This is a genomic window from Phenylobacterium sp., from assembly GCF_019636135.1.
Lineage (GTDB): Bacteria > Pseudomonadota > Alphaproteobacteria > Caulobacterales > Caulobacteraceae > Phenylobacterium.
In genome coordinates this window covers 54863-71701 of sequence record NZ_JAHBYD010000029.1, presented here as the reverse complement: position 1 = coordinate 71701, position 16839 = coordinate 54863, and the positions used below count along the sequence as shown (strand labels likewise).

Here is a 16839-nt window from a genome sequence, read left to right as displayed (position 1 = left end):
CTCCGGCGGACCTGGCGGGCCGGATCGCGCGGCTGCACCTGGCCGCCGCGACGGGCCGGACCGGGGACGTCGAGACGCTGCTGCGCCAGGGCGCGCCGGTCGACGCGCCGGATGCGCAAGGCGACACGGCGCTGATGAAGGCCATCGCGGGCGGCCACTGGGACACCGCCGGCGCGCTCCGCCGCCGGGGCGCCAGCCTCGACGCCAGGAACCGCGCGGGCGTCTCCGTGCGCGAGATGGTCCGGGCGATCGGCGATGCGAAGCTGGACCGGGCGCTGGGCCTCGACAACTGACCGCACGGCCCCGCCCGCGCGCGCCCCGCAAACCTACGACCGATTCTGACGTAGAACGATCCGAGCCTGCGGAGGTCGGACGAGGCGCGTCGCTCCGTCCGGCGCGGGGACTCCGGTCCGGGGCCGCAGGATGAGAACATCTTGCGAACCTGGAACGAAGTGGGTACAAGCTGAGTCCTCGACGCGGCGACGCGTTCTCCCGCCCGGGTTGGCGGGAATCTGCGATAGAGAGGGCTCGGAAATGACTCAGTCGGCGTTGAGGCTCGTGGGCAAGGACGATTCGGAAAAGGCGCGGGCGCTCGAGGCGGCCCTGGCGCAGATCGACAGGGCCTTCGGCAAGGGCTCGGTGATGCGGCTTGGCGACAAGACGCAGATGGAGGTCGAGTCGGTCTCCACCGGGTCGCTGGGCCTGGACCTGGCGCTGGGCATCGGCGGCCTGCCCAAGGGGCGGATCGTCGAGATCTACGGGCCGGAAAGCTCGGGCAAGACCACGCTGGCGCTGCATGTGGTGGCCGAGGTGCAGAAGGCGGGCGGCACCGCCGCCTTCGTCGACGCCGAGCACGCGCTGGATCCCAGCTATGCCCACAAGCTGGGGGTGAACCTGGACGAACTCCTGGTCTCGCAGCCCGACACGGGCGAGCAGGCGCTGGAGATCACCGACACCCTGGTGCGCTCGGGCGCCATCGACGTCATCGTCGTCGACTCGGTGGCGGCGCTGACGCCGCGGGCCGAGATCGAAGGCGAGATGGGCGACCAGCTTCCCGGGCTTCAGGCCAGGCTGATGAGCCAGGCGCTGCGCAAGCTGACGGGCTCGATCTCCAAGGCCAAGACCCTGGTGATCTTCATCAACCAGATCCGCATGAAGATCGGCGTGATGTACGGCTCGCCCGAGACCACCACGGGCGGCAACGCGCTGAAGTTCTACGCCTCGGTGCGCCTCGACATCCGCCGCACCGGCTCGGTGAAGATCCGCGACGAGATCATGGGCAACAACGTCCGTGTGAAGGTGGTGAAGAACAAGGTCGCCCCGCCGTTCCGCGAGGTCGAGTTCGACATCATGTACGGCGAGGGCATCTCCAAGCTGGGCGAGATCATCGACCTGGGCGTGAAGGCCGGGGTGGTCGAGAAGTCGGGCTCCTGGTTCTCCTTCGACTCCCAGCGCATCGGCCAGGGCCGCGACAACGTCCGCGAGTTCCTGAAGCAGAACCCCGACATCGCGGGCGCCATCGAGGCGAAGGTCCGCGGCGCCAAGGAAGCCGTCGAGGAACAGCTCCTGGTCGGCCCCGCCGAAGGCGAAGGCGACGACGAGGACGGCTCGCTCTAAGGGGGGGCCGCACCGCAGCCGCGACGCCCCGGGGCCCGCAGGCCCCCGGGGCGTTCCGCGTCCGGATCGAGGCTTCGACTCAACTCCTGGGGGAAACCTCGGCCGGCCGGTTCGCGTCGGGGTTAGTCTTCGTCCGTCGGGGGCTCGACAACGGATGGGGCCAGCAATCATGAGAACGTGGATCCTGGGCGCGGCCGCCGCGCTCGCCCTGGCGGCGCCGGCGCAGGCGGGGGTGATCATCAGCCCCACGGCCATCACCGCCAGCACGACCTTCCCGGGCTACGACGTCGACAACCTCATCAACCAGTCGGGCCTCACGGCCGGGTTCGTGAGCGGCGTGACCGACTTCGACGCCTACATGGCCGGCGATCCCCGCCACGCCTGGGATCTCGAGAACGAGTGGTTCACCACATTCAACCAGCCCGGCGCGGTGCTGGAGATGGACCTCGGCGCGATCTTCAACGTCCTCACCCTGGCGCTCTGGACCGACGAGTACTGGGGCGCCGGCGCCGTCACCATCGCCACCTCGACCGATGGCGTCAGCTTCGCCGACGTGGGCTCGGGCGTCCCGACCGACTGGGCGACCGGTCCGCAGGACTACCCGGCCGACGTGTTCGCGCTCACGCCGAGCGCCGCGCGCTACGTCCGCCTGACCCTCTCCGACTGCCCGCCGCCGCTGAGCGCGCCGGACGGCGGCTGCGGCCTGGGCGAGATCGCCTTCGAGGTCACGACGGTTCCGGAGCCCGCGACCTGGGGGCTGATGATCATGGGCTTCGCCGCCCTGGGTCTCGCCGCTCGTCGACGCCGAGCCCCGGCCCTCGCCTAGCTAGTCGGCGACGGGGCGGCCCTGCGCCGCCTCCCACGATCTTCCGCGCCCGGGCGGGCCGCCGCCTTTTGCGATCCGGCAGGTTTCGCGTAAATCGACGCGCGCCCATCCTGGGCGGCCACACACGCGTACCCTTCGAGACCGAGACCGATGCCGAGCCTCAACGAGATCCGGACCCACTTCCTGGACTTCTTCCAGAGGAACGACCACGCCGTGGTCGCCTCGGCCCCGCTGGTCCCGCAGAACGACCCGACGCTGCTGTTCGTCAACGCCGGCATGGTTCCGTTCAAGAACTACTTCACCGGCGCCGAGACGCCGCCGTGGCCGCGCGCGGCCAGCTCGCAGAAGGCGGTCCGCGCGGGCGGCAAGCACAACGACCTGGACAACGTCGGCTACACCGCGCGCCACCACACCTTCTTCGAGATGCTGGGGAACTTCTCGTTCGGCGACTACTTCAAGGAACGCGCGATCGTGCTGGCGTGGGACCTGCTGACGAAGGAGTTCGCGCTCGCGCCCGAGAAGCTGACCGTCACGGTCTACCACACCGACGACGAGGCCTTCGATCTCTGGAAGAAGATCGCGGGCCTGCCCGACCACAAGATCATCCGCATCCCGACCAGCGACAACTTCTGGTCCATGGGCGACACCGGCCCCTGCGGCCCGTGCTCGGAGATCTTCTACGACCACGGCGAGCACATCGCCGGCGGCCCGCCCGGGAGCCCCGACGAGGACGGCGACCGGTTCGTCGAGATCTGGAACCTCGTCTTCATGCAGTTCGAGCAGTTCGCGGACGGCCGCCGCGAGGCCCTGCCGAAGCCGTCGATCGACACCGGCGCGGGCCTGGAGCGCGTGGCCGCGGTGCTGCAGGGCGTACACGACAACTACGACATCGACCTCTTCCGCACGATCATCGCCGCATCGCGCGACCTGGTCGGCGGGGCGGGCGGCGCCTCGAACGGCCCCTCGCACCGGGTGATCGCCGACCACCTGCGCTCGTCCAGCTTCCTGATCGCCGACGGCGTGATGCCGTCGAACGAGGGCCGCGGCTACGTGCTGCGCCGGATCATGCGCCGCGCCATGCGCCACGCGCACCTGCTGGGCGCCGAACAGCCGCTGATGCACCGCCTCGCGCCGACTTTGGTGAACGAGATGGGGCAGGCCTATCCCGAGCTGAAGCGGGCCGAGGACGCCATCGTCGACACCCTGCGCCAGGAGGAGGAGCGCTTCCGGGTCACGCTCGGGCGCGGGCTGGCGCTGCTGGACGAGGCGACGGCGGGCCTGAACGACGGCGACGTGCTGTCGGGCGAGACCGCGTTCCGGCTCTACGACACCTACGGCTTCCCGCTGGACCTGACGCAGGACGCGGTCCGCGCCAAGGGCCTGACCGTGAACCTCGAGGAGTACGAGGCGGCCATGGCGCGCCAGCGCGAGATGGCGCGCGGCGCGTGGAAGGGCTCGGGCCAGGTGGCCGCGGCGGCCGAATGGTTCGCGATCCGCGACCGCCTGGGGCCGACGGTCTTCACCGGCTACGACGACACCGAGGGCACGGGCGAACTGCTGACCCTGGTCGAGGACGGCCGCGAGGTCGACGGGGCCATGACCGGCGCGCGCGTGCAGGCGCTCTTCGACCGCACGCCCTTCTACGCCGAGAGCGGCGGCCAGGCGGGCGACAAGGGCGAGGTGGCCTGGGCGGGCGGCCGCGCCCGGGTGACCGACGTGCAGAAGCAGGCCGGCGACCTGCACGTGCATGACCTGGAGATCCTGGAGGGCTCTCTCGCGGTGGGCGCGCGCGTCGAGCTGTCGGTGGATGCGGCGAACCGCGCGACGACCCGCACCAACCATTCCGGCGCCCACCTGCTGCACGCGGCGCTGCGCAACGTCCTGGGCCGCCACGTGACCCAGAAGGGCCAGATGGTGGACGGCGAGCGCCTGCGCTTCGACTTCAGCCACGGCGCGCCGCTGACGGCCGAGGAGATCGACCGGATCGAGGCCGAGGTGAACGCGGTGATCCGCCAGAACCTGGCGGCGGAGACCAGGCAGATGAAGCCGGCCGAGGCGATCGAGGCCGGGGCCATGGCGCTGTTCGGCGAGAAGTACGGCGACAGCGTACGCGTGCTGACGCTGGGCCAGGCGCTGGGCGGGGACGGCGCCTACTCGGTCGAACTCTGCGGCGGCACGCACGTGGCGCGCACGGGCGACATCGCGATCTTCAAGATCGTCACCGAACAGGGCATCGCGGCCGGCGTGCGCCGGATCGAGGCGCTGACCGGCGAGGCCGCGCGCCGCTACCTCCTGGACCAGGCGGCCGTGTCGAAGGCGCTGGCCGAGCAGTTCAAGGTCCCGGTGGCTGAGGTGGGCGCGCGTGTCGAGGCGCTGCAGGCCAGCGCCCGCAAGCTGGAGAAGGAGCTGGCCGACGCCAAGCGCCAGCTCGCCATGGGCGGCGGCGGTGGCGGCGGCGCCGCGGCCGGCCCGGAGGAGATCGGCGGCGTGCAGGTGCTGGCCCGGATCATGGAGGGCGTGGGCGGCAAGGACCTGCGGCCCATCGCCGAAGCGTTCAAGAAGCAGTTGCCCGACGGCGTCATCGCCCTGATCGGCACGGCGGACGGCAAGGCGGCGGCCACGGTGGCGGTCACCGGCTCGGCGCAGGCGCGGTTCAACGCGGCGGACCTCGCCAAGGCGGCGGTGCTGGCCATGGGCGGGCAAGGCGCGGGCGGGCGGCCCGACTTCGCCCAGGGCGGCGCGCCCGACGCCGGCAAGGCCGCGGCCGGCCTGGACGCGGTGAAGGCTGCGCTCGCCGGTTGATTCCCGTCTCACCTCGCGGAGGAGACGCAAGGGCTCGCCCATGCGCTGGGCGAGCCCGACTTTCACCGCAGCGCTTCCTCTGCCTCCTCGGCTTCGGTCTGCCGAAGAAGGGTCGCGAGGTTGATGTCGTGTTGTTCCTTGCCGAGCCGGAAGAACAGCATCGTGGCGATGGCGGCTCCGTACAGGGCAAGCATGATGGGGACGTAGAGGGTCGCCATCTTCTCCAGCGTCGCGGCCGGGACCTGCCCAGGCTGGGCGCCTTTCGGGAAGGCGGCCGCCGCGAGGATGACGCCGGAGATGAGCAAGCCGACACCGGAGACCAGCTTCTTCAGGAGGTCGTCGGCGCTCAGGAGAACGCCCTCCGATCGCCGACCCGTCTTCACCTGGCTATCCTCGACCACATCCGCCGCCATGGAAACGGTCAGGATCGTGATGATCGGGCTCGTCGCGCCGTGCAGGCCGAGGTCGACGAGAAGGATATAGAAGAGAACGGGATCCCCGTTGAGCGGCAGGACGCCCAGCAGGCGCAGCGATATCGGCGTGACCACGGTGGTGGTCAACACGATGAAGGCCAACACCATCGCATTCCGCTTCCCCAGCGCCCGCACCAGATGCGGCGCATAGAGAACGCCGCCCAGGCCACAGACCGTGCCGACGGTCGCGATCAGCGCGAGCTGTCTCGATGTGAGTTCCCAGAAGTACAGATTGAAATATATCTCCATGCTATATTTAACGCCGACGGAAATGGTGACGAACAGGCCAAATATCGTGATGATGAGGAAGTGCCTGTTGCTCAAGGTGGCCACCGTCTCGCCGACGAGGGTCCGGACGCTGACCCGCCGGCGCGACGGCATGTGCAGGTACCTGATCTGGCCGTGCGTCGCCGCGGTCGAGATCAGGATGGTCGCGAAGATGAGGAGCGCGGCGATCACCGCATAGTTTGTCCAGCCTTCGCGACCCAGCAGGAGGCCTGACCGTCCGCCTTCATCCGGCATGAGCACCTGGTAGACGAGGATGGTCATGCCGAGTCCCCCCAGGACCGCGAAGAACTGGCGGTAGGCGTAGAGCGTCGCGCGGCCGTGGTAGTCGCTCTCCAGTTCCGGTCCGAGCGCCAGCGCCGGCAGCTCGAAGAAGGTGTCGAAGAGCCTGACCGTCAGCAGACAGGCCAGCATGTAGCCGAACAGCGGGGCGCTTTCCCAGCCGGACGGCGGCGTCCACAGGAGGAAGTATCCGATCGCCACGGGCGCCGCCGCAGCATACATCCAGGGATGCCGTCGCCCCCATCTGGACCGGGTGTTGTCGGACAGGAGACCGACGGTGGGATCGATCACGGCGTCGAAGATCAGCGCGATGAAGATGCCCAGCGCGACCTGCTCCGGGTCCAGGCCGACCACCTGGTTGTAGAAGAGCATGAGAAAGGCCGAGAGGCCGCGCTGCTTGATGGCGCTCGCCGCTGCGCCGACTCCGTAGAGGACCTTCGTGGCGCGATCGAGCGGCGGGCGCGCAAGTCCGGGAACCGACACCGAGCTCCACTCCTCACCCATGCTATTGTTGACGAACTGCCAATACGAGAAGCGCGGTTGGCTGGCTAGATGATTCTCCGGCGATGGGGCTTCAGCGCCGGAAACGCCCCGCGCGAGCCGCCCTCCGAGGCAGGGCAATCGCATATGGATGCGGGCGGCCGAAAGGCTGTCAGTCGAACCGCAGAGATCGCGGAGATACGCAGAGGATTCCCGTGGATTCGCGACCCTCTCTGCGCATCTCCGCGATCTCTGCGGTTCATGAATCGGGCGGACAAGCCGCCCACAAGCCATATGCGATTGCGCTGCCGCAAGGGGGAGGGGCGGCGAGCGTCTATTGACAATCAGTGCAATATCCTATTGACGTATTGTCAGAGGGTTGTCGCGACGCGGCCTATGGGTGCGGGGAGCTCGCCGCCACGTGCGCCACCAGGGGAAGGGCGCCGGCGATCACGGTTGAACGGATTCGAGGAAGCCCCCCCGCGAGGGCTTCTCCGGGGGGCGCGCGACCCGCGACCTAAGAAAAACAGGAGGGAACTTCATGATCAGGTTGCACTTCATCTGCGCGTCGTCGGCGGTCGCGTTGCTGACGGCCCTCCCGGGCCTGGCCCAGGCCCAGACGGAAAATGACGCGACCGTGGGGGAGCTGGTCGTCACGGGCTCGCGCATCCAGGCCACGGGTTTCCAGCAGCCGACGCCGGTGACCGTGGTCGGCTCCGCCGACATCCAGAAGTCGATGACGACCACGGTCGCCAACTACCTCAACCAGCTCCCGTCCTTCGGCGCGCCGACCAGCTCGGCCAACCCGAACGTGGGTGCGAGCGGCGGCGGCCTCTCGCTGCTGAACCTGCGCGGCCTCGGCTCGGCCCGCACGCTGGTCCTGCTGGACAACCGCCGGGTCGTGAATTCCAGCGTCAGTTCGGGCGTCGACACGAACACGCTGCCCACCACCTTGCTCTCGCGGGTCGAGGTGGTGACCGGCGGCGCCTCGGCCGCCTGGGGCGCCGACGCCATCTCCGGCGTCGTCAACTTCGTGCTGAACCACAATTACGAGGGCTTCGAGGTCTCCTACCAGGGCGGGGCGACCGAGGAGAAGGACAACACCACCGGCAAGATCGACGTCACCTACGGGACGAAATTCGCCGGCGGCCGCGGCAGCTTCGTGGCCGCGGGCACCTATTCCTTCTCGCCCGAGATCGTCCGCACCGGCGACCGCAAGCGGGCGGACGGCGGATGGTGGCACTATGCCGCCGTCGTCAACAATCCGTCCTACACGCCCACCAACGGCCAGCCGCGGCTGATCACCGTGCCGGAGGCGGGCGAGGTGAACGTGTGGCGCGGCTCCGTGATCACCTCCGGCCCCCTTCGGGGCACGGCCTTCTTCGGACCGAGCGGGAACGTCGGCGTCTTCGACTTCGGGAGGGTCTCGACCGTCCTGCAGGTCGGCGGCACGCTGGAGCAGACGATGGTCCAGGAACGCAACCTGACCAACGGCCTGAATTATTCGAACCTCTTCGCCCACGTTCGCTATGACCTGACGGACCGCATCACGGCCTATGCCGAGGCGTCCTATGGCCGCAGCGACGTGCGCCAGGACTCCCTCCACTACAGCCGTGGGGGCAATCTCACCGTCAGCGTCAACAACCCCTACCTGCCGACCGTGGTGCGCGACCAACTGGTCGCGGCCGGCCAGACGAGCTTCTCGGTCGCCCGCGCAAACACCGAGCCCGGCCTGACGGGGGCCACGAACCGGCGCGAACTGACGCGCGTCGTCATCGGCCTGGACGGCAGGCTGGGCGACTGGAAATGGGGCGCCTACTACCAGCGCGGCGAGGTCAACGTCCTCACCCGCATGTTCAGCAACGCCTCGGTGCCCCGGTACAATTTCGCCGTCAACGCGGTGCGCGACGCCGCGGGCGCCATCGTCTGCGCGCCGCTCCCGGCCACAGCGTCGGCGAACGACCGGCTGCTCTACCAGGGCTGCCAGCCCTTCAACATCTTCGGTGACGGCGCGCCCTCCCAGGCGGCCGTCGACTATGTGTTCGGGACGCGGCCCTACCAGGAAATCAGGCTGAAGCAGGACTTCGTGTCGTTCGAAGCCTCCGGTCCGCTGTTCACTCTACCGGCCGGCCAGGTCACCGCGGCCTTCGGCGGGGACTACTCCAGGGAGATCGCGCATTCGGACCAGGACGAACAGTCGCGACTGCGCACCTACAACGCCGGCAACTTCCAGCCCTTCGACGGCAAGGTGGCGTTCAAGGAACTGTTCGCGGAAGTCAACGTGCCGCTGCTCGCCGACCTGCCGCTCGCCAGGCGGCTGGAGGTCAACGCCGCCGGCCGCCTGACCGACTACAACACCAGCGGCACGGTCTACACCTGGAAAGTCGGCGTCTCCAACCAGATCACCGACGACCTGCGCCTGCGGGTCACCCGCTCGCGCGACATCCGGGCCCCCAGCCAGGCGAACCTATTCACCCTCGGGCTGTTCAGCGCCATCAACGTGTTCGATCCGCTGACCCAGCGCGCCGTCAACGTGTCTGGCAACAGCCGGGGGAACCCGGATCTCAAGCCGGAAGAGGCCGACACCTGGACCATCGGCCTGGTCTACCGGCCAGAGTGGATTCCGGGCCTCGCCGCCTCGATCGACTTCTATGACATCCGGATCAAAGGCGCGATCGCGACGCTCACCACGCAGCAGACGGTGGACCTTTGCTTCGGGACGCGCCCCGAACTCTGTTCACTGATCTTCCGCAACCCGGACAATTCGATCCGTCAGGTCGACCTGATCCCGACCAACGCCGACTTATTGACGGCGATGGGCGTCGACTACGAGGTCTCGTACCGACGTCCGATCTTCAAGGGGGCGCTGGACGCACGCCTGCTTGTCTCCAACCAACAGGAACTCAACGGGACCAACGTCAGCGGGGTCCGGCAGAAGTACGCTGGCAGCATCGCCAACGAGTTCCCAGGCCTGCCGAAATGGAAGGGGCAACTCTCGGTCGGCTACGAGCAGGGCCCGCTCAACGTCGCCACAACGATGCGCTACGTCGGGGATGCGAAGCTTCGCAACGAATGGCAGGAAGGCGTCGACGTCGACGACAACCACGTCGCCGCCATCGCCTACTTCGACCTGCGCGCCTCCTACGACTTCGCCGTCCGCGGCGTGGAGATGCGGGCTTCGCTCAACATCGACAATCTGTTCGACACCGATCCGAGGATCGTCCCGGCGACGCCCGGTCTGGTGCAGTACGCCCGTTCGTGGGCGGCGACCCGCATCGACCTCTACGACGCCCTGGGCCGCAGCTACCGCGTCGGCCTGCGGGCCAGGTTCTGACGCCCTCTACCGGGCCTGGCGTTCACTGGACGGCGGCCAAGTGGGAAGAGGGGCGGGCGTGTGTCTGGCCGCGGCTTGCCGCGATCAGGCCGCGCCCGCGCCGGTCACGGCCGCTCGCGCGACGGGATCAGGGGACCGACGGCTCCGCGCCGCCGGGTTCGGGGCCGAGCACGGACTGCAACCCGCCCAGCACGAAACGGATGCACAGCTGTTCCACCTCGGTGCGATCCAGCCGGTCGCGCTTCCAGAGCAATGTACAGCGCGCCACCACGTCGACGAAGATCCGGGCCAGCATCCCCGCCTTGGTCGGCGAGAGGTCGAACTCGTCGCCGACCAGGAAGCCCACATACTGCTCCCAGGAGCGAAGCCGGTGCCGGCGGTCGCGCCGGAATTGCGGGCCGTCGACGGTCGTGTTCAGCAGGGCGAAGAGATCGTATCGGCTGGCCACGATATCGAAGTAGGCCTTCACCCCCGCCCGGACCCGCTCCTCGAGACTTCCGCCCGCCTCGAAGGCCGGCACCATGGCGTCGTAGAGGCGTCCGAACTCGCGGTTGTAGAGGGCTCGAAGCAGCTCCGTCCGGTTCTCGAAGTAGAAGTAGCCGAGCGCGCGGCTCACGGAGGCGCGTTCGGCCACCGCCTCCATCGTCAGGGCTTCGAGGCCGGATTCGACGATGACCTTGGTCGCGGCATCCAGCAGATGCTGCGTGCGCATCTCGGGACTCAACCGGGTGCGCTGAGGCTTGACCTTGGGCGGCGTAGCGATATCCGGGCTCCATCGGTTGGCGCGAGGGCGAACGGGCCCGCGCAACCTCCACTCTACGCGCAGAGCCCCCGGACTCGCCAGATGGCCTCGCCTCAGGCCCGACCGTCGTCGAAGCGGTGCGCCGGAAACCCGGAGTTCCTGGACAGGCGCCATCGGGAGGCAGGTTCGCCCTCGCCCTCGCAGGACCTGTTGCGAACTGACATTTTGTCAGTAAAATTCCGGACAACACGTCAATAGCAGCAGCGTTGGGAGAACAGCCCGTGACAGCGAGCGCCTCGTCGTCGGACCAAGCAGGACCTCAGCAGGACGGCCCCTACGCTGGCTATCTCGGGGGCGTGCGTATCCTGGAGATCGGCGCCGAGCTGGGCGAGTATTGCGGAAAGATCCTGGCGGGCCTGGGCGCGGACGTGGTTCGCGTGGAGCCGCGCGGCGGCGAGGTCACGCGCGCCTACGGCCCCTTCCGCCACGACGAGGCGCACCCGGACCGCAGCCTCTATTTCTGGCACTACAACTTCGGCAAGCGTTCGGTCGAACTGGATCTGGACGACCCGGCGGACCAGGCGCGGTTCCGCAGCCTGGCGCTGGGCTGCGACGTCATCCTGGACTCCCGGCCCCGCGGCTACCTGGACGCGCGGGGATTGGGGCGCGCGGGCCTGGCCGACCGGAACCCCGGGCTCATCCACGCGCGCATCAGCCCGTTCGGCGATACCGGGCCGTGGGCCGATCATCAGGCGTCGGACCTCGTCCACCTCGCCCTCGGCGGGGTGTCGATGAACTGCGGCTACGATCCGGATCCCGCCGGCGAGTACGACACGCCGCCGATGGCGCCGCAGATCTGGCAGGCCTACCACGTCGCGGGCGAGATGATGGCGATGTCGATCCTGGCGGCGCTGATCTACCGGCAGACGTCCGGCGAGGGCCAGTCCCTCTCGGCGAGCGTGCATCAGGCGGTGAGCCAGAGCACCGAGACCGACATCCCGAGCTGGGTCTTCCTGCGCGCGGTGCATCGCCGGCTGACCTGCCGTCATTCGGCGACCGTCGCGCGGAGCCCGTCGCTGGCGACGACCAAGGACGGCCGCTACGTCCTGCCGTACCGCACCTACCTGATGGCCGGGTTCAACATCTGGGACGACACGGTCGCGGTCCTGCGCGACCACGGGATGCAGGCCGACCTGGAGGATCCGGTCTATGAGACCACGCGCGATACGCCGCTCGCGCGCGAGCGGCTCGAGTTCCTGACCGAGCGGCTGGTTTCGCGATTGCCGTTCGACCGGGACATCTGGCTCGACGCCCAACGCCACGGACTCCCGTGGGCCCCGGTTCGCCGGCCCGAGGAGAACATGAGCGACCCGCACTGGTGCGATCGCGGCGCCTTCTTCGAGGTCGAGCACCCGGAGCTCGGCGAGCGCTTCCAGTACAGCGGCGCCAAATGGTGCTCGAACGACGTCGAGTGGCGCCGGGGGCCCCGTGCGCCGCTGGTCGGCGAGCACAACGGGATCGTCCCTTCCGAATGGCGCGCGCCGCGCGTCGCCCCACGCGCCTACGCCAACGCCCGCATGCAGGCGCCGGCGGTCACGAGCAAGCACGGCCGGCCCTTCGCGCTGTCGGACGTCCGGGTGATCGACCTGGGCTGGATGCTCGCCAGCGCGGGGGCGGGACGCTTCCTGGCGGCCATGGGCGCACAGGTCATCCGAGTCGAGCACAGGAGCCGCCCGGACGGCATGCGGTTCAGCCAGGCCGGGGCCATGCCCAAGGGCGGCCGCGCCGAGCGGGAGGCGGCGACCGCCCCGATCCCCGCGCCCGTGTGGGCCCCGAACCTGAACCGCAGCGGCTGCTTCATGGAGATCAACGCCGGCAAGCTAAGCTGCGGCCTCGATCTCAAGAACCCGGACGACAAGAAGATCCTGGAGGATCTGATCCGCGACGCCGACATGGTGGTCGAAGGCTATTCCCCCGGCACGCTCACCCGCATGGGGCTCGGCTATGAGCGCCTCAAGGAACTCAATCCCCGCATCATCTACGTCCAGCAGAGCGGGCTGGGCGAGCGCGGCCGCTACGGCCGGATGCGCACCTTCGGCCCGAGCGCCCAGGCGATCACCGGAATCAGCGAGATGTCCGGCCTGCCCGAGCCCTACCCGCCGGCCGGCATCGGCTACTCCTATCTGGACTGGTGCGGGGCCTACAACATGGCCACGGCCATGCTCGCCGCCCTGCACCGCCGCAACGACACCGGCCTGGGCTGCCACATCGACGCCTCGCAGGGCGACGCAGGCCTCTACCTGACCTCGACGGCGACCCTCGACTATTCGGTCAATGGCCGGCGATGGTCTCGCTTCGGCAATCGCTCACCTTACAAGCCCGCGGCTCCGCACGGCAACTACCGGGCCGCCGGACCCGACCGCTGGATCGCCATCGCCGCCTTCACCGAAGCCCACTGGTCCAGCGTCACGGCGGTGCTGGGCCTGCAGGCGCTCCGCAACGACGCCCGGTTCGCCAGCCTGGCCGATCGGCTGAAGCATCAGGACGCCCTCGACCGCCTCGTGGGCGAAGCCACCGCCCGTTTCGAGCCCTTCGCCCTGATGGACGCCCTGCAGAAGGCCGGCGTGCCGGCCGGCGTCTGCCAGACGGCGCAGGATCGCTGCGACAGCGACCCGCAACTGCGCCATCTCGGGTGGCAGGTGGAGCTGGACCAGACCGAGATCGGCCGCTGGCCGGTCAAGGAGCATCCGGTGCAGTTCTCGGCCACCCCGGCCTACATGGGCGGGCGATACGACCGTTCAGGACCGAGCTACGGCGAGGACACGGCCCGGGTGCTGCGCGATATCCTCGGCCTCACGCGCGCCGACGCCGCAGGCTAGGGTCCGTGCTCATTGAAGATGAGAAAAAGTAACATAGATTCAAGAATATGGACCGTCATCCCGGCCGCAGCGCAGCGGAGAGCCGGGATCCAGCAACACCAGACTCAGAGCTTGAAGCCCTGGGGCCCCGGCCCTCCGGGATGACGGGCAGGGCCATCGCATAAGGATGCGGGCGGCCGAAAGGCTGTTGGTCAAACCGCAGAGATCGCGGAGATACGCGGAGAAGTCCGGTGGACCTTCGAGCTCTCTGCGTATCTCCGCGATCTCCGCGGTTCATCAATGGGGCGGACGAGCCGCCCACAGTCCGTATGCGATCGCCCCGGGATGCCGGGTGTTTTGGGCGACCCTATTGGGTCCGGACCCTGGCGGAAGGCTCAGCGGCCCTGCCAGACGGGGTCGCGCTTCTCCACGAACGCCGTCGCGCCTTCCTTGGCGTCCAGGCTCTCGAAGACGCGCGCGCGCCAGTCCGGCTGGCGCGCCTGCGCCGCCGGAAGGTCCTGCATGGCGAGCTTCACCAGATCCCGCGCGGCCGCGACCGCCAGGGGGGCGTTGCGCGCGATCCGGCGGGCGAGGTCGATCGCCACGGGCAGGACCTCGGACGGGGGGACCACCCGGTTGACCAGCCCCAGCCCATACGCGCGCTCCGCGTCGATCGGGTCGCCGATCAGGTTGAGTTCGAGGACGATCGCGACGGGGATCCGGGCGGCGAGGAACATGCCGCCGCGCGCCGCGAACAGCCCCCGCTTCGCCTCCGGCAGACCGAATTTCGCCTCCGACGACGCGACCACGAGGTCGCAGCCCATCAGCATCTCGAAGCCGCCGGCGACGGCCGAGGCGTTCGCCGCGCCCACCACGGGCTTGCCGTAGACGCCGTCCACGAGGCGGGAGACGGCGACCCGCACCTCATCGCGCGGCGCCCGACCGGTCCGGCCCGCGGCGAAGGCGCGCAGATCCATGCCCGCGCAGAATGCGCGGTCGCCCGTCCCGGTGATCACGACGGCCCGGACCGTGTCGTCCGCCTCGGCCGCCAGCAGGGCTTCTCCCAGCGCCGCGCTCAGTTCCGGGCTCATGGCGTTGCGCGCCTCGGGCCGATTCAGCCTCAGGACCGCCACCGCGCCGTCGCGCTCGGTGACCAGCACCGGCTCCGGGATCGCTTCAGCCACCTTCCGTCCTCCTCTGCGGCATCGATAGGCGCGCAATCGCTCCGTTTCGCAGGCGGGTGGTCCATCCCGACCCGCCCGCCATGACGTCGCCGACGATGACGTCGCCAGGGGAGCCTATTTCATATTGACAATCCGTCAATTAAAAAGCGCCCTTGGGATGGCGGTCCGGCATCCGTTCGCGGCTGGCCACTTGCAAACTGACAATGTGTCAGTAAGCTTGGGCGGCAGACGCCGGAAACAGGGGAGGCGAGGCATGGGCGCACCGGAATCCGTCGCCGCGCAGCCCGTGGCGACGAACCTCACCGGGTACGGCACGCGCGGGTACCGCAGCTATGTCCTCACCGCCCTGCTGGTGATCAGCGTGCTCAATGGGGTCGACCGCGGCCTCCTGAGCATCATGTCCGAACCGGTGATCGGAGACCTGAATCTCAGCGACCTGCAGTTCGGGCTGCTGACGGGGCCGGCTTTCGCGGTCGTCTACTCGGTCATGGGCGTGCCGATCGCCTTCCTTTCGGAGACGCGCTCGAGGGTGTGGATCATGGCGATCTGCATCGGCCTGTGGTCGCTGGCGACGGCTCTCACCGGGACGGCGCATGCGGTGCAATGGGGCGCCTACGCGATCTCCGGCTTCGCGATGATGTTCATGTTCCGGATGATGGTCGGGATCGGCGAAGCGGGATGCACCCCGCCCTCCACGTCGATCATCTCCGACTACTATCCGCCGGCCAAACGATCGACGGCGCTCGGCTTCTACGCCATGCACGGCACGCTCGGCGCGCTGTCCGCCAACCTCGTGGGCGGGCCGTTGAACGAGGCCTTGCGGCGGCATTTCATCGCAGCGGAAGCCGCGGCGCGCGGGATCGCCGAACCTACGCTGAAGATGTGCGCGCCCGCCAATCTCCACACGCTGCCCGACGATGTCGCCGCGGTCTGCCGGCACGGCGCCTCCATGGGGTGGCGCGGCGCGTTCATCCTGATGGGGATCGTGGGCATCGTGGCGATGATCGTCTTCAAGCTCACGGTCCGCGAGCCGCCGCGCGGGCATTCCGATGCGCCGGACAGGCAGGCGCACGCGCGCGCAAGCCTCAGGGATGTCGCGCGCGTGCTCGCCTCCAAGCCGTCGTTCTGGTGGATGACCGCGGGCGCGACGACCGCGACCTTCTCGACCCATGGCATCGCCGCCTTCCAGACCTCCTATGTCCGGCGGGTGCTGGGCTTCACGCAACTGGAAGCCTCTCTCTTCTTCAACGTCCCCTCGGCCATCACCGCTTCCATCGGCGTGGTCTTCACGGGCTGGCTGGCCGAGCGCATGGCGCGCCGCCATCCGAACGCGATCGCGTGGTTGCCGGCCGTCGGCCTTCTGCTCTGCGTGCCCTGCTATCTCGCGGCCTTCTCGACGAACAACAGCGGGCTCGCCATCGCCATGGCGGCCACCGGCGCGCTCGTGAAGTACGGCTACGCGGGCTCGCAGTACACGATCGCGCAGGGCGTGGTCGGCCCCAACATGCGCGCCACCACGACGGCTGTCCTGCTGCTGATCGTCCAGATTGTCGGAAGCGGCCTGGGACCGCTCATCGCGGGCGGTCTTTCGGACCTGTTCTTCCATCTCCAGGTGGTCGACGCCGGCCTGGGCGACCTGTCCCGGAGCCAATGCCGTGGCGCGGCGCTGGCCGGCCTGTCCCCTCAGCTCAAGGCCCTCTGCGGTACGGCCGATCCCCACGCGTTGCGGCAGTCGCTGCTGACACTGGTCTCCTTGCTCGTGATCCCCGCGGGCTGCTTCCTGATGGCGCTCCGCACGCTTCAGCGCGATCTCAACAACAGGGCTCCTTCGGGCGCGGGGTGAAGGCCGGGGTCGCGCAGATCCATGGTGCGGCGGGCATGCCCAATTCCGGTTTGACATCCGGACTCATATTGACAGTATGTCAGCAAGAAAGTGCTGTACGAGCGCGCCGGTGG

At 69.0% G+C, this 16839-nt stretch carries 10 protein-coding genes; 7 read left to right on the top strand and 3 right to left on the bottom strand.

The genetic code is table 11. The features are described 5' to 3' along the window. The 4 genes from KF737_RS18270 to alaS all read left to right on the top strand — a co-directional run. Positions 1 to 293 (top strand): ankyrin repeat domain-containing protein (locus KF737_RS18270; protein WP_296458300.1); only part of this gene is annotated, 293 nt, incomplete at its 5' end. Between the two features lie 241 nt (positions 294 to 534). Further along, positions 535 to 1617: a recombinase RecA gene (gene recA, locus KF737_RS18265; RefSeq protein ID WP_296458298.1), complete on the top strand. Its 1083-nt coding sequence runs from the start codon at positions 535 to 537 to the stop codon at positions 1615 to 1617. A gap of 169 nt (positions 1618 to 1786) precedes the next feature. Beyond that, positions 1787 to 2443 (top strand): PEPxxWA-CTERM sorting domain-containing protein, encoded by a 657-nt coding sequence (locus KF737_RS18260; RefSeq protein ID WP_296458296.1) that lies wholly within the window; start codon positions 1787 to 1789, stop codon positions 2441 to 2443. 150 nt (positions 2444 to 2593) lie between these two features. Beyond that, positions 2594 to 5245, top strand: a complete 2652-nt coding sequence (alaS, locus tag KF737_RS18255; protein WP_296458293.1) for an alanine--tRNA ligase — start codon at positions 2594 to 2596, stop codon at positions 5243 to 5245. 62 nt (positions 5246 to 5307) lie between these two features. On the opposite strand, the gene KF737_RS18250 is transcribed toward alaS, so the two are convergent. Then, positions 5308 to 6789, bottom strand: coding sequence for an MFS transporter (locus KF737_RS18250; protein ID WP_296458290.1), 1482 nt, complete (start codon positions 6787 to 6789; stop codon positions 5308 to 5310). Between the two features lie 517 nt (positions 6790 to 7306). On the opposite strand from KF737_RS18250, the gene KF737_RS18245 reads away from it, so the two are divergent. After that, complete coding sequence (locus tag KF737_RS18245; RefSeq protein WP_296458285.1) at positions 7307 to 10099, top strand: TonB-dependent receptor; 2793 nt, start codon at positions 7307 to 7309, stop codon at positions 10097 to 10099. Positions 10100 to 10226: 127 nt separating this feature from the next. On the opposite strand, the gene KF737_RS18240 is transcribed toward KF737_RS18245, so the two are convergent. Then, entirely contained in the window at positions 10227 to 10811 is a 585-nt protein-coding gene (locus tag KF737_RS18240) for a TetR/AcrR family transcriptional regulator (protein ID WP_296458282.1), read from the bottom strand. A 386-nt stretch (positions 10812 to 11197) separates the two neighbouring features. Between KF737_RS18240 and KF737_RS18235 the strand changes: the two genes are divergently transcribed. Next, on the top strand, positions 11198 to 13720 hold the full coding sequence (locus KF737_RS18235; protein ID WP_296458279.1) for a CoA transferase: 2523 nt from the start codon (positions 11198 to 11200) through the stop codon (positions 13718 to 13720). Between the two features lie 374 nt (positions 13721 to 14094). Here the strand turns inward: KF737_RS18235 and KF737_RS18230 are convergent, their stop codons facing one another. Continuing rightward, the gene (locus KF737_RS18230; RefSeq protein ID WP_296458276.1) at positions 14095 to 14883 is read right to left on the bottom strand and encodes an enoyl-CoA hydratase-related protein; all 789 of its coding nucleotides are present in this window, start codon (positions 14881 to 14883) and stop codon (positions 14095 to 14097) included. Positions 14884 to 15136: 253 nt separating this feature from the next. Here KF737_RS18230 and KF737_RS18225 point away from each other — a divergent pair, with 253 nt between their 5' ends. Next, positions 15137 to 16726 carry an MFS transporter gene (locus tag KF737_RS18225; RefSeq protein WP_296458274.1) on the top strand — a complete coding sequence of 530 codons (1590 nt, stop codon included), beginning with the start codon at positions 15137 to 15139 and terminating at the stop codon, positions 16724 to 16726. The last annotated feature ends 113 nt before the right edge of the window (positions 16727 to 16839 follow it).